This is a genomic window from Longimicrobium sp., from assembly GCF_036387355.1.
In the GTDB taxonomy this organism is placed as follows: Bacteria; Gemmatimonadota; Gemmatimonadetes; order Longimicrobiales; family Longimicrobiaceae; genus Longimicrobium.
The window spans coordinates 1-13,571 of sequence record NZ_DASVTX010000431.1 but is presented as its reverse complement, the minus strand read 5'-3'; the positions used below and the strand labels follow the sequence as shown (position 1 = coordinate 13,571).

Annotated in this window: 10 protein-coding genes; 1 reads left to right on the top strand and 9 read right to left on the bottom strand. The window is 73.1% G+C overall.

Annotated features, from left to right (window positions below):
- The 9 genes from VF665_RS18890 to VF665_RS18850 all read right to left on the bottom strand — a co-directional run.
- A partial coding sequence (locus VF665_RS18890; RefSeq protein WP_331055013.1) for a protein-glutamate O-methyltransferase CheR occupies positions 1-726 on the bottom strand: 726 nt, incomplete at its 3' end.
- Positions 723-1,265, bottom strand: coding sequence for a chemotaxis protein CheW (locus VF665_RS18885; RefSeq protein WP_331055012.1), 543 nt, complete (start codon positions 1,263-1,265; stop codon positions 723-725). The genes VF665_RS18890 and VF665_RS18885, both read right to left, overlap by 4 nt.
- Before the next feature lie 3 nt (positions 1,266-1,268).
- Positions 1,269-2,888: a methyl-accepting chemotaxis protein gene (locus VF665_RS18880; protein WP_331055011.1), complete on the bottom strand. Its 1,620-nt coding sequence runs from the start codon at positions 2,886-2,888 to the stop codon at positions 1,269-1,271.
- Positions 2,889-2,950: 62 nt separating this feature from the next.
- Positions 2,951-4,597 carry a chemotaxis protein CheA gene (locus VF665_RS18875; protein ID WP_331055010.1) on the bottom strand — a complete coding sequence of 549 codons (1,647 nt, stop codon included), beginning with the start codon at positions 4,595-4,597 and terminating at the stop codon, positions 2,951-2,953.
- 61 nt (positions 4,598-4,658) lie between these two features.
- Positions 4,659-5,162, bottom strand: coding sequence for a chemotaxis protein CheD (locus tag VF665_RS18870; RefSeq protein ID WP_331055009.1), 504 nt, complete (start codon positions 5,160-5,162; stop codon positions 4,659-4,661).
- Positions 5,159-5,713 carry a hypothetical protein gene (locus VF665_RS18865; RefSeq protein WP_331055008.1) on the bottom strand — a complete coding sequence of 185 codons (555 nt, stop codon included), beginning with the start codon at positions 5,711-5,713 and terminating at the stop codon, positions 5,159-5,161. The genes VF665_RS18870 and VF665_RS18865 overlap by 4 nt, the downstream gene beginning before the upstream one ends.
- A complete protein-coding gene (locus tag VF665_RS18860) occupies positions 5,710-6,129 on the bottom strand; it encodes a response regulator (RefSeq protein WP_331055007.1) in 420 nt (139 codons plus the stop codon). Before VF665_RS18860 ends, VF665_RS18865 begins: the two co-directional genes overlap by 4 nt.
- Positions 6,130-6,957: 828 nt before the next feature.
- On the bottom strand, positions 6,958-8,331 hold the full coding sequence (locus VF665_RS18855; RefSeq protein ID WP_331055006.1) for a sigma-54 dependent transcriptional regulator: 1,374 nt from the start codon (positions 8,329-8,331) through the stop codon (positions 6,958-6,960).
- Complete coding sequence (locus VF665_RS18850; protein WP_331055005.1) at positions 8,328-11,960, bottom strand: PAS domain S-box protein; 3,633 nt, start codon at positions 11,958-11,960, stop codon at positions 8,328-8,330. The genes VF665_RS18855 and VF665_RS18850 overlap by 4 nt, the downstream gene beginning before the upstream one ends.
- Before the next feature lie 462 nt (positions 11,961-12,422).
- On the opposite strand from VF665_RS18850, the gene VF665_RS18845 reads away from it, so the two are divergent.
- A complete protein-coding gene (locus VF665_RS18845) occupies positions 12,423-13,412 on the top strand; it encodes a c-type cytochrome (RefSeq protein WP_331055004.1) in 990 nt (329 codons plus the stop codon).
- Positions 13,413-13,571: the final 159 nt, after the last annotated feature.

The window sequence follows — 13,571 nt, the reverse complement described above, 5'->3', positions numbered from 1 at the left end:
GCGGGCAAAGCGGACGACGGAACGGATTTCCGGCCCCGCCTTCATGGTCCCCTCCGCGCCGCCGGTGCCGCGCAGCATCCACCGGCGGCGGCTGGCCTCGGGAATTTCCCGCGCCAGCGAAACGGGCCACACCGCCTCGCGCGCCTGCGCCAGCACGCGGGTGCTCAGGTCCGTGGCCAGGATGTCCACCTCCCACCCCTGCAGCGCGGAGAGCAGGACCATCGCCAGCGTGTACGGCTCCTGCCCGGTGGAACAGGCGGCGCTCCACGCGCGGATGCGGCGCGGGCGCAGGCCGGCGTCCGCCTGCGCCTTCCACGCGGGAAGCAGCTGCGACGACAGCAGTTCCCAGTGCGCCGGCTCGCGAAAGAAGTGCGTCTCGTTGGTGGAAATGGCGTCCAGCATGCGCGCCATCTCCGCGGGATCGGACTCCACGCGGCGGTAATAGCGCGCCAGCGTGCCGATCCCCAGCTCCTTCATGCGCCGCGACAGGCGGCCGGCCAGCAGCGCCTTCTTGCACGGTGCCAGGTGAATGCCCGCGGCGGACTGAATGAGCGACTGAAAGCGACGGAAGTCCGCGTCGCTCACCTCCGCGCCCCGCGCCAGGGCAGGGGGCCGGGCCGGGTGCGCCTTTCCATCCCCCGCCGGAGCAGGGGAGGAAGACGGGATCTCGCTCGCGGCGTCCCCGGCACGGGGCCGCTGGTGCGCCGCGTGGGTGGCGGAGGTCACGGCCCCGCGGCTTCCGCGCCGGCTTCCGCGGAGAGCGCCGCGGCGGCCTCCGCCTCCACCGCCTCGCGGGCGTGGTGCGCGTCGTCCATCGAAAGAATGCGGTCGATGTCCAGCAGCAGGGCGAACCGGTTGCCCTGCCGCGCCATCCCCAGCAGGTACTCGCCCCCGATGCGCGTGCCGAAGGAGAGGGGCGGCTCGATGTCGTCCTCCGCCAGCTCCATCACCTGGCTCACCGTGTCCGCCAGCAGCCCGGTCACCATCCGCTCGCCCCCGTACTCCGCCTCCACGATCACCAGGCAGGTCCACCGGGTGAGGCCGCTGGCCTCCATGCCGAACTTGACGGCCAGGTCCACCACGGGCACCACGCCGCCGCGCAGGTTCACCACCCCGCGGATCCACGCCGGGGCGGAGGGCACGCGGGTGATGGCGTCCAGCTGAATGATTTCGCGCACCCGCAGAATGCTGATGGCGTACTCTTCGCCGGCCATGCGAAAGGTGAGGTACTGCTGCACCCCCGCCGCGTCGCTGATGAGCGTCATGGCCTAGAAGCGGGTGTACTCGTGGTCCGCCGCCGCGCGGGCCGCGCGGGATGCGGGCGCGGCGGCCGGGGCGATGCGCAGCGCCGGCACGCGCGTGCGCCGGGCGGACGAGCGGCCCTCGGCGACGCGAAAGAAGCCCATCAGCTGCTGCAGCGTTTCCGCCTGCGCCGCCATCTCCTCCGCCGTGCTCGCCAGCTCCTCCGCGGCGGAGGCGTTGCGCTGCGTTACCTGGTCCAGCTGCCCCATGGCGCGGTTCATCTGCCCCACCCCGGCGCTCTGCTCGCGCGAGGCGGCCGACACTTCCTGCACCAGCTCCGCCGTGCGGCGAATGGCGGGCACCAGGGCGGAGAGCAGCTGCCCGCTGCGCTCGGCCTTGGCCACGCTGGACGACGACATCTCGCCGATTTCCTTGGCCGCCGCCTGGCTGCGCTCCGCCAGCTTGCGCACCTCCGCGGCGACGACGGCGAACCCGCGCCCGTGCTCGCCCGCGCGCCCGGCCTCGATGGCGGCGTTCAGCGCCAGCAGGTTGGTCTGGTAGGCAATCTCCTCCACGATGCTCACCTTGTCGGCGATGGTCTTCATCGCCTCCACCGTGTCGCTCACCGCGGCGCCGCTTTCCCCCGCGTCGCTGGCGCCGGCCGAGGCGATCTGCTCCGTCTGGCGGCTGTTGGCGGCGTTCTGGTCGATGGTGGCGCCCATCTCCTCAAGGCTGGCCACCGTTTCCTGCACGCTGGCCGCCTGCTCGCTGGTGCCCTGCGAAAGCGACTGCGCGGTGGCCGACACCTGCGACGACGCGGTGGCCACGCCCTCCGCCGCGGCGCGCACGTCGGCGATGGTGCTCCCCATGCGCTGCGTCATGTTGGCCATGGCGGCCAGCAGCGCGCCCACCTCGTCGCGCCCGCCGGTGCGCACTTCCGTTTCCAGGTCGCCGTCCGCCAGGCGGTTGGCGGCGGCCACCGCTTCCGCCAGCGGCCGCGCGATCATGCGGCTCACGGCCACGGCCAGCGCCAGCCCCAGGGCCAGCGCCGCCGCCAGCATGAGCACGATGAAGGTGCGCGCCGAGGCGTACACCTGCGCCGAGCGCGCCACCTCGGCCCGGCCAATGTCGCGGTGCAGGCGCACCAGCTCCTCGGCGCTGGCCTCCACCTGGTCGTGCAGCCCCTTGGCGGCGTTCAGCACGTCGTACGCTTCGCGCCCCTGCCCGCCGCGCGACAGGCCGATGTAGCTGTCGCGCGCCTGGCGGTACGAGGCCCACCCGGTGCGCACGGCGTCGAACACCTCGCGCTCGCGCCCGGCATCGGCCATTCCCTGAAAGTCGCGCAGCGCCACGTCCAGCCGGCTCTCGATGTCCGCCATCTCCCGCTCCAGCCCGTCGGTGACCGCGCGGTTGCCCGCGTTCGCCACGTGCTTGAACTCCTTGATGCGGAAGTTGGCGATCAGAAAGCGGATGGTGCCCGCGCCCTCCACGGCGGGGAGCACGCGCTCCGCCACGGCGGCGGCGCTGCGGTTCACCTGCCCCATCTCCGCGATGGCCAGCCCCCCCACCGCGGTGCTCAGCACCAGCACCACGGCAAAGGAAACCAGCAGCTTGCGCCCGATCTTCATGTCCTGAAACCACTGCATGGTGCGGCTCTCCGTTGGTTGTTCGCATGGGATGGGCGGGCGGGGCCCGCGCCGGTTGCTTCTCAGTTCAGCGCGGGTACGGCGGCGCCGCGGCGCATGCTTTCCGCCAGCACGGCGGCCACGTCCAGGATGAGCGCCACGCGCCCGCTTCCCAGGATGGTGCAGCCCGACACCTGCGGCAGGCCGTGAAACAGCCGGCCCAGCGGCTTGATGACGGCCTGGTTCTCCCCCAGCAGCGCATCGACGACGAGCCCCGCCTGCTCGCCCTCGTGCCGCACGATGACGACGCCTTCGCGCGGGGGCGGGGCCCCGTCCACCCCCAGCACGTGGCGCATCCGCACGAAGGGGAGCGGCTGGCCGCGCAGGCTGATGACGCCCTCGGCCCCCGCGTCGCTGCGGTCGGCGGGGAGGTCCACGCACTCCACCACGGCGTCCAGGGGAATCACGTAGGTGTCGCCGCCCACCCCGATGCTGAAGCCCTCGATGAGCGCCAGCGTGAGCGGCAGGCGCAGCGTGAGCGTGGTTCCCGCGCCGGGGGTGCTGTCGATGGACACCGATCCCCGCAGCGCCTCCATGTTGCGCCGCACCACGTCCAGCCCCACGCCGCGCCCCGACAGGTCCGTCACCCGCGACGCGGTGGAGAACCCGGGCTCGAAGAGGAGTCGATAAAGCTCCCCGTCCGCCAGCCGCTCCGGCTCGGCGCACAGGCCGGCCTCGCGGGCGCGGCGCTCGATGCGGGCGCGGTCCAGCCCGGCGCCGTCGTCACGCATGCGCACCACGATGCTGCCGCCCTCGTGGCCGGCGGTGAGGTGAATCACGCCCTGCGGATCCTTGCCCGCCTGGAGGCGCGCCTCGGGCGGCTCGATGCCGTGGTCCACCGCGTTGCGCACCATGTGCGTGAGCGCGTCGCGCAGCGGCTCCACAAGGCTGGTGTCCACCTCCACCTCCTCGCCCTGCACCTCCAGCCGCGCCAGGCGGCCGTTGGCAAAGGCCACATCGCGCACCGTGCGGCGGAACGGGGCCAGCACGGGGCCCAGCGGCACCATCCGCAGCCGCATCACCACTTCCTGCAGCGCCGCGTGCAGCGGATCGGCGTCGCGGTGTGCGGCCAGCACCTCGCGGGCGGGGCGCCCGTCGGCCAGCATCTGCTCCACCCGGCCCCGGGCAATGGCCATCTCCCCCAGCAGGTCCAGCGCGCGGTCCAGCCGCTCCACCTCCACCCGCAGCGTCCGCGCGCGCCGCGCCGGCGCCACCCCCGCAACCGGCTGCGCGGCGTCCGCCGGCAGCGCGGGGCCGGCGGCGGTTCGCGTCTCCTCGTCCCGCGCGGAGGCGGCGATCTCGTCGCCCAGCTCCCGCTGCGAGGGGGTCAGCGCCTGCGCGCCGGCGACCGCGGCGGGAATGAGTTCGCGGAAGGCGTCCGTGGCGCGCAGCACCAGTTCGATGCGCTCCGGCGAGACGGCCAGCGTGCCCTCGCGCATGCGGTCCAGCAGGTCTTCCAGCACGTGCGCCAGGTCGGCCACGGCGGTCAGGCCCAGGTTGCCGGCGTCGCCCTTGATGGTGTGCGCCACGCGAAAGACGGTGGCCAGCAGCTCCGCGTCCGCCGGGCTGTCTTCCAGCCGCAGCAGCGCGTCTTCCATCAACGCCAGGTTCTCGGCCGATTCCACGGCAAAGAACTGCTGGATGGCGGCAAGCTCGGGATCCACGGTCATGGTGCGTGCGGCACGGGGGGCGCGGCGCTCCGGATCGGTGCGCGTCGCGGGTGAAGGATCATTACAGCAGGCGAACGAGCGCGACGCCGTCCGCGGTGCCGTACAGCAGGCGCCGGCCGCGGCGCCCTTCCACGTCCGCGGCCACGACGGGGATGCTCAGTGCGGCCAGCGCGGCGCGGGCGGAATCCACGTTCTGCCCGCCCAGCGGCCGGTGGTCATCCCGAAAGGCGTCCAGCACGCAGGCGCCGCCGAACAGCTTGGCGCGCAGCGATCCCGGGCGTGCGCCCAGGGCGACAAGGCGCTCCACCAGGCGCGGAATGGCCAGGTTGCCGAAGCGGCCGGGGCGCACCACGTCCGCCGCGCCGTGCGGCAGCAGGTGGTGCGTCAGCCCGCCGATCCCCGTCTCCGCATCCCACAGGCAGGCCGCCACGCACGAGCCCAGAATGGTGGTGACGGTGCACGGCCGCGCGGAGGCGAAGATCTCGCCCGGATGCAGGTACGCCGTGTCCACTGCGGCGGCTTCCGCGCGGGGCGCAGCGGGGCGGCGTGCCAGGGCTGCGCTCATGCCGCCGCGATGGGCGCGATGGCGGCCGCCGCGCGAAGCCGGGCGCCCTGCAGCGCCGCGCCCGCCGCGGGGGACAGGATTTCCAGCAGCTGCGCGTCCGCCGCATCCAGCCCGGCCTTTTGCGGCAGCAGGCCGGTGACGGCGAGCTCGGCGACCGTTTCGCCGCCCACGCGCAGGGGAAGGCGGATCAGGAGGCCGTCCCGGTCTCCCGGGCGCGCGAGCTGGGCGGCGATGCGGCGAAGGTCTCCGGCCTCCACCCCCATGCTCACCAGCGGGTACGATGCGCCGGGCTCAAACACGGCGAACTGCTCGCTGCCGACGACGTTGATCACGATCTCGCCCAGCGCCTCGGCCACCGCGTCCGGGGTTACGGCGCCGGCCAGCCGCGCCAGGGCGACGCACAGCTTGAGCAGGTCGCTGTTGCGCTGCTCCGCCGCGGTAAGGGCGCGGGCGTGAAACTCGGCGGTCTGGCGGGCGCGATCGCGCTCGGTGCGCAGCCGCTCGGCGAGGGAGCGGGCCTCCGCGTCCGCGTGCGTGGTCAGGAGCGTCACGCGGCGGCGTCCTCGCCCAGGTAGCTGCGCAGCTTGGCCAGCAGTTCCACGCTGTCGATGGGCTTGGTGACGTAGTCGTTGCAGCCGCTCTCATAGCCGGACTGAACGTTCTGCCCCTCGCCGCGCGTGGTGAGCATGATGATGGGCGTGGCGCGCGTTTCGGCGCGGGCGCGCAGGGTGCGGCAGGCCTCAAAGCCGCCCATGCGCGGCATCACGACGTCCATCAGGATCAGGTCCGGCTTTTCGCTCAGGGCGCGGGCCACGCCTTCTTCGCCGTCGTGGGCGGAGAGCATTTCGTGGTCGCCCTTGTTCAGGATCATCTTGACCCACATGTGGCTGGTCGCCGAATCGTCGATCAGCAGGATCTTCTTCCTGCCCGCGTCGGTCGGCGGGAGCATGTCGTGGCCGTATTGCATTCGCGTTCGTATTCGTGCAGGGTGTCCGCGTCTTGGTGATGATGGATAAGGCCGGAACCATGCCCGGCGCGCCGCCGCGGCTCGGACGCGCGCAACCGCCTGCGGCGCATGCGGTTGGATGAGGACGCCGCGCTTTCCCCCGCGCTTCGCGATCCGGCAGAATGCCGGATCGCGCGGTTCCGCCCCCGCAAAACCGCCGGATGGCCGGAGCGCGAAAAGGGCGGCCCTCCCGGTGGAGGGCCGCCCTTGTGCGGAGCCGGATCACGCTGTCGCCGTCGATGATTTCCACGCGTCACGCGCGCTCCGCAGAAGGAGCGCGCAGCAGGGCAAGGCATTGCCCCACAATCACTTCCGCCACGCCAAACCTGTCATCCTGAGGAGGCGCCGGACGCACCTTCAGCGGCGCCGAACCCTGGCGCCGACGAAGGATCTAGTGTGCGATGAGAACGGACTTGCGTGTCGCGACGTTGGCTCGGCGGCAAGTAGATCCTTCGGTCGCTCACGATCCGGCGCGGCGGACAGAGCGGCGCCTGCTCCCTCAGAATGACAACGGTGCTAGCGCGCAACTCGTTGTGATCAATAGCCTTGCCGGCTACGAAGACGCGCAGTGCGGAGGACTGGCGCGGAGTCGGCTCCGGCCGGCTGAAACGCGCGGGCGAACGCGGGCGGCATTCTGCCGCATCCGCGAGCCGACATCCATCGAGAGAGGCCGAGAGAGGCCGTGCGGCATTCTGCCGCATGGCGCTTCCCGCCATCCACCACACGCGAATTCGGACATCCGCCGTGCCGTCAACCATCGCTCCGTGGACGGCCTGCGGCGGTGCGGCATCATTCCACTTCCTCGTCCCGCCACCGCTGGATCTTGCGCGTGAGCGTCCGCGGGTCGATGCCCAGCGCCTGGGCGGTGTCTCCCATCCGCCCGCCGTTGCGGTCCAGGATGGAGTGCACGTACTCGCGCTCCAGCCGGTCCAGCGGCCACACCTCGTCACCCGCGCGGCGCAACAGGTCCTGCGCGGGGCCGGGGCCGCGCACGGCGTCCAGCGGGAGCACGGGCATTCCCGCGTGCAGAATGAGCGCGCGCTCCACCAGGTTTTCCAGTTCGCGCACGTTCCCCGGCCAGTCGTGCTCCGCCAGCCGCTCCAGCGCCTCGGGGCTGAAGCGCGGCGCGTCCGTCCCGTTCTGCGCCATGAACCGCTCCCGGAACGCCTGCGCCAGCAGCGGAATGTCTTCGCGCCGGGCGCGCAGCGGCGGCACCTCCAGGGGAAACACGTTCAGCCGGTAGAACAGGTCGTCGCGAAAGCGCCCCGCCTCCATCTCCGCCTGCAGGTCCAGGTTGCCCGCCGCCACCAGCCGAAAGTCCACCGGCACGGGGCGGCTGTCGCCCAAGCGCTGGATGGTGCGCTCCTGCAGCACGCGCAGCAGCCGCGCCTGGGTTGCAGGCGCCAGCGTTCCCACCTCGTCCAGAAACACCGTTCCCCCCGCCGCCTCCTCGAACAACCCGCGCCGCGCCCCCGCCGCCCCCGTGAACGCGCCCTTTACGTGGCCGAACAGCTCGCTTTCCAGCAGCGTCTCCGGCAACGCCGAGCAGTTGATGGGGACGAACGGCCGCCGCGCGCGGTCCGAGAGCTCGTGAATGCCCCGCGCCACCAGCTCCTTGCCCGTCCCCGTTTCGCCGGTGATGAGCACGTTGGCGCGGGTCGCGGCCACCCGCTCCATCAGCGTGAACATGCGCACCATGGCCGGCGACCGCCCGATGATGCGGTCGCGCGCGCCGCCCCCGCCCGCCCGGCCGCGCAGCAGCGCCAGTTCGCGCCCCAGCTCCCGCTGCTCCAGGGCGCGCTCCAGCTTGATCAGCAGCTCGGGGATGGCCACCGGCTTGTTGAGGTAGTCGAACGCGCCGAGCTTGATGGCCTCCACCGCCGTCTGCACGGTGCCAAAGCCCGTCATCATCACGAACTGCGCGTCCGTCTGCGTGCCGCGTCCCAGCCGCAGCACCTCCACCCCGGTGAGCCCGGGAAGGTTGATGTCCAGCAGAACCAGGTCAAACAGCTCCCGCTCCAGCGCGCGCACGGCGCTGGGCCCGTCCCCCACCGCCGTCACGCGAAAGCGCCCGCCCAGCACGCGCGACAGCCCGTCGCGCAGCGAGGCCTCGTCTTCCACCAGCAGCAGGTGCGGCTTCACCTCCGTGCCGGCCTCCGTCATTGGCCCGCCTCCCGGCCGTCCAGCACCGCGCGGATGCGGCGCGCCAGTTCGTCCGGCGGCACCGGCTTCTGCAGGACCGCGGCGACGAGCCCCGGCGGCGGCGGCCCGGAAGCGTGCCCCGACATGAGGAGCACCGGCTTGCCGGGGCGCTCGCGGGCCAGCTTCCGGGCCAGCTCCACCCCGCCCATGCGCGGCATCACCACGTCGGAAAGGAGCAGGTCGATGGCGCCCGGGTGCCCGGCCGCCACCTCCAGCGCCTCCCTGCCGTCCGCCGCCTCCAGCACCACGTAGCCGCGCTCCCGCAGGGAGCGCGAAAGGGGCGCGCGCAGCTGCTCCTCGTCCTCCACCAGCAGCAGCGTTTCGCCCCCGCCGTCCGGTTCGGGAAGCGGATGAGGCGCCGCCCGCTCCGGCACGCCGGCCGTGGCGGGAAAGTAAAGGCGAAAGCGGGTGCCCTCGCCCGGCTGGCTGTCCACGAACACGGCGCCGCCCGACTGCTGCACGATGCCATACACCGTGCTGAGCCCCAGCCCCGTCCCCCGCCCCACTTCCTTGGTGGTAAAGAAGGGTTCAAAGATTCGCTCGCGGACCTCGGCGTCCATGCCGTGCCCGTTGTCGCTCACGGTGAGCAGCGCGTACTCGCCGCGCGACAGGCCCGCCACCCCGGCGCCGACGCGGACGGACTCCGTTTCCACCACCAGGCGCCCGCCGTTCGGCATGGCGTCGCGGGCGTTCACCATCAGGTTCATTACCGCCTGCTCCAGCTGCCCGCGGTCCGCGCGCACGGCGGGAAGCCGCGGGTCCACCCGCAGCTGAACTTCCACGTCCTCGCCCACCAGGCGGCGCGCCATGCGCTCCACCCCAGCCACCACGCCGTTCAGGTCCAGCACCTCCGGCTCCAGCACCTGCCGCCGGCTGAAGGCCAGCAGCTGCCGCGTGAGCTCCGCCGCCCGCTCCGCCGCGCGCTGGATCTCCCCCGCGCTTTCGCGGGCGCCCTCATCCAGCGCGGGCCCGTGCTGCAGCGCGTACACGTGGGTCAGGATGGCCATGAGCAGGTTGTTGAAATCGTGCGCCACGCCGCCGGCCAGCCGCCCCACCGCCTCCAGCTTCTGCGCGTGCCGCAGCAGCTCCTCGCTGCGCGAAAGCGCCTCCTGCGCCTGCCGCCGCTCCGTGACGTTCTGCACGATGACGATGCCGTAGCGCCCGCCGTCGCTGGCGCTGTCCGCCACCGCCGAAAGGGTGACGTGCGCCCACACCGTGCGCCCCGCGCCGTCCAGAAAGCGCACCTCGCCGCGCCAGTGCCCGCGCCCGCCGTGCAGCACCGAGCGCGCGCCCCGCCCCAGCGCGTCCGCGTCGCGCGGGTGCGCCAGCACGGCCAGCGCCGTTCCCGTGAGCGAGGCCGGGGGGCGGCCCAGCAGGTCGTGCAGGGCGGCGTTGGTCTCCACCACCGCGCCCGCGCCGTCCAGCAGCGCGATTCCCGCGGCGCTGCTCTCGAACATGGCGCGGAACCGGGCCTCGCTGCGGCGCAGGGCCTCCTCGGCGCGGAACCGGTCCGTCACGTCGCGGTTGATGCTGAGGATGGCCGTGCTCCCCCGGTATTCCACCAGAAAGGCGTTCACCTCCACCTGCATTCCCGCGCCGTCCGCCCGGTGCTGGCGCGTGGTGAAGTGCGTGGCGTGCGCGCCGTCCAGCGTGTCGCGCAGGCGCTGCTCCCCCAGCCGCGGGTCGTCGCTGAAGTCGCGCAGCGAGCGCCCCACCAGCTCGCCGTCCGCCACGCCGTACAGCTGCTCCGCCCGCGCGTTGGCGGCCAGCACCACCTCGCCCTGGGGGTGCAGGATCATGAGCGCGTCGTGCGCGTTCTCAAACAGGCCGCGGTACTCGCGCTCCGAGGCGCGCAGCTGCTCCACCGCCTGCGCCAGCTCGGCCGTGCGCTCGTCCACCCGCCGCTCCAGCTCGTCGCGGGCGCGCACCAGGGCCTGCTCGGCGCGCTTGCGGGCGGTGATCTCCGCCGCGAAGCCCACGAAGCGAAGGATGCGCCCGTCCGTCGCGCGGACGGGAAAGGCGCGGTCGTGCACCCAGCGCTCCTCGCCCTCCGGCGTGCGGATGCGGTACTCCTCGTCGTACGTCCCCAGCTCCCGGTCGTTTACGGCGGCCCGCACGCGCTCGCGGTCGTCCGGGTGCAGCGCCTCCACCCACTCCCACGGCTGCGTGTACAGCGTGTCGCGGCGGCGCCCCCACACCTGCTCGTACGCGGGGCTCACGTACAGCACCCGGGACTGGTCCGGGTCCATCACGTAAAAGACCTCGCGAACGTGCTCCGCCAGCTCGCGAAAGCGCTCCTCGCTGGCCCGCAGCGCCTCGGCGGCCGCTTTCTGGTCGGTGATGTCGGTGTTGGTGCCGTACCAGCGCACCACCTCGCCCGCGGGATTGCGGTCCGCCCGGGCGCGCCCCAGGTGCCAGCGGTACTCGCCGTCATGGCGCTGCAGGCGGAACTCCACCTCGTACGGCTCGCCGGTTTGCACGGAGCGCGTCCACCGCTCCACCACCGCGGGCTGGTCGGCGGGGTGCACCCGCGAGAGCCAGACGTCGGCCACCGGCGTCCCCGCCCGCAGGCCGAAGTAGACGTAGGCGGCCCGGCTGGCGTAGTCCAGCGTGCCGTCCGCGGTGGCCGTCCACACCTGCTGGGGAATGGTGTCCGTCAGAAAGCGGAAGCGCGTTTCGCTCTCCGCCACGGCTTCTTCGGCCGCGCGAATCTCGGAAAGGTCCTCGCAGCAGGTCACCGAGCCCACCACCTGGCCGTCCTCGCCGGTGAGCACGTCGGACCACAGGCGCACGGGAAAGCGGCTGCCGTCCTTGCGCAGGTTCACGCTGTCGCGCACCCAGCGCATCACGCGGTCCGGCGCCGCCTGCGGCCCCACCCGCAGCTCCGGCGGGGCGAACAGGCTGGCGTGCAGCCCCGTGATCTCCTCCGGGGCGTAGCCGTGCATGGCGGCTTCGGCGGGGTTGGTGTAGACGATGTGCCCCTTGAGCCCCGTCACCGTCACCCCCAGCTGCATCACCTCCACGGCCTTTTCCAGCATCCGGAACGAGGCCTCTGCCCGGCGGCGGCGCCCCACCTCCGCCCGCAGCTCGATCTCCGTCATCACGGACGCGGTCAGGTCCTCCAGCGCGTCCAGCTCATCCTGCGTCCAGGCGTGCGGCCGCGGGTCGATGGCGCACAGGCTCCCCAGCGGCCGGCCCTCCAGCACCAGCGGGATCCCCGCGTAGCCAATGACGCCCAGGTCGGGGATGGCGCCGTTGCCGGCCAGCAGCGGATCGCGCCGCGCGTCCTCCACGGCCATGGGCACGCCCCGGCCGACGACGTGCTGGCAGAACGAGTGGGTCAGCGGGGTTTCGCGCAGGGTGGCCCAGGGCTCACTGAGCCCGCTCAGCCCCAGGAACACCTGCCGCTCGTCCGTCACCAGGGTGACGAGCGCCACCGGCACGTTCAGCAGCCGCGCGGCCAGGCGTGCCAGGCGGTCGAACGAGCGCGCGGCGGATTCGCCGCCGTCCAGCACGTCGCGCACGGCCGCCAGGCGGGCGGGGTCGGAAAGCACGGCGGCGAGGGCGACCGGTCCCGGAGTGGAGTCCATGCCCAAGGGGAGATCGGTGGACGCAGGCGGGTGCGCGCCCGGGCGGGGCGCTGCACGGGGGATGCGGCGCGCGCGGGCGGCGCACCGGAGTGCGCCGCCGTGCGAAAGTTCGGATTTTCCTTGGAGCACCATAATCGCCCCCGGAACACCCGTCCATCAACCCCCGCCTGCACGGGAGAGGCACCGCTGCGACATTCCACGCCCGGCGCCGTGCCGGATTCCGCGCGAATGCACCCCCGCGGACGGCTTTGCCGCTCAGGACCGCTCCCCCTGCGCCCTCCGTTGTGATCGCGGCCGAGAACGCCGCGCCGCGGCTGCCGCGCTCCGCCTTCGCGCATCGACGATCCGGGGCCGGCGATCCCCCATCGCACATCCACCCCGCGCCGACGTAGATTCAGCTCCGCATGGCCCGGCCCTGCCCGCGTTCTCCATCCACACCCGCCCCCGACCCGCCGTCCCACGATGCCGACGTCCATCCGCTTCGCGCACCGTCGCGCCGCCGCCCTGCTCCTCCTTGCCGCCGCCGCGTGCGGCGTGGACGCCGACCCCGCGCGCCGCCGCGCCGACTCGGCGGACAGTGCGACGACCCGCCCCGCCGCCGACGCGGCGAAGCCCGGCGCGGAGCCGCGGCTGGAGGTGGTGACCGCGGCGGGAACGCGCACCTTTACGCTCGCGGAGCTGCGGCGGGCGCTGCCCACGGACACGGCCGACGTGCGGCACGATCCCGCGTACGAGGGGCGCGCCAAGCGGTACGCCGGCGTGCCGCTGGACCGGCTGCTGGAACTGGCGGGGGTGAAGCTGTCGGCCAACGAGGTGCTGTACTTCGTGGCCGCGGACGGGTACCGCGCCACCATGGCCGAGTCTGCCGCCGATCCGCGGGTCAAGGGCGTGGTGGCGTTCGCGGACCTGGACGCGCCCGCGGGGTCCGCGTGGCAGCCGGTGAAGCACGGGGCGCAGTCCATCTCCCCCGCGCCGTTCTACCTGGTGTGGGGCCAGACGGGCGCGGCGGCCCCGGGCGATACGGCGGATGCGGCGCTGCGGCGCCCGTGGCCGTACCAGCTCGCGCGCATCGAGGTGATGGATCCGCGCCGCAAGTACGACCGCCTGTATCCCACCGGGGTGCGCCGCGACGATCCCGTGTACCGCGGCTTTCAGGCGTTCGTGATCGAGAGCCACGGCGGGGACCAGTGCGTGGCCTGCCATGCGCTCAACCGGCAGGGCGGCAGCGTGGGGCCGGAGCTGAACGTGCCGCGCAACATCACCGAGTACCGCGATCCGGCGGTGCTGGCGGCGTTCATCCGCAACGCGCGCTCGTTCCGCGCGGGAACGGCCATGCCGGTGTTCGAGGGGAGGCTTTCGGAGGGCGAGATCCAGGACATCCTGGCCTACCTGCGCTGGATGCGCGGCCACAAGGTGCAGCTCGACAGCACCGGCGCGGCCGTGGCACGGTAGGCCGGGGCGGATCCCACGGCGGCCCACCCGGGCCGGCACCACCAGCCGGCTCTTCTTCAGAAATCCGCTGCGTTGCCCGATGGGTTCGGCGCGGGGCCTGCGGAGCGACTGAAGTCGCCGCAACCACGGCGGAAAGTCCCCCCGAACAGACGGGGGACT

Excerpts from the sequence above, each read along its gene's own strand:
- VF665_RS18885 (WP_331055012.1), bottom strand. The coding sequence starts at position 1,265 with ATGACGCTCATCAGCGACGCGGCGGGGGTGCAGCAGTACCTCACCTTT.
- VF665_RS18880 (WP_331055011.1), bottom strand. The coding sequence starts at position 2,888 with ATGCAGTGGTTTCAGGACATGAAGATCGGGCGCAAGCTGCTGGTTTCC.
- VF665_RS18875 (WP_331055010.1), bottom strand. The coding sequence starts at position 4,597 with ATGACCGTGGATCCCGAGCTTGCCGCCATCCAGCAGTTCTTTGCCGTG.
- VF665_RS18870 (WP_331055009.1), bottom strand. The coding sequence starts at position 5,162 with ATGAGCGCAGCCCTGGCACGCCGCCCCGCTGCGCCCCGCGCGGAAGCC.
- VF665_RS18860 (WP_331055007.1), bottom strand. The coding sequence starts at position 6,129 with ATGCAATACGGCCACGACATGCTCCCGCCGACCGACGCGGGCAGGAAG.
- VF665_RS18855 (WP_331055006.1), bottom strand. The coding sequence starts at position 8,331 with ATGACGGAGGCCGGCACGGAGGTGAAGCCGCACCTGCTGCTGGTGGAA.
- VF665_RS18850 (WP_331055005.1), bottom strand. The coding sequence starts at position 11,960 with ATGGACTCCACTCCGGGACCGGTCGCCCTCGCCGCCGTGCTTTCCGAC.
- VF665_RS18845 (WP_331055004.1), top strand. The coding sequence starts at position 12,423 with ATGCCGACGTCCATCCGCTTCGCGCACCGTCGCGCCGCCGCCCTGCTC.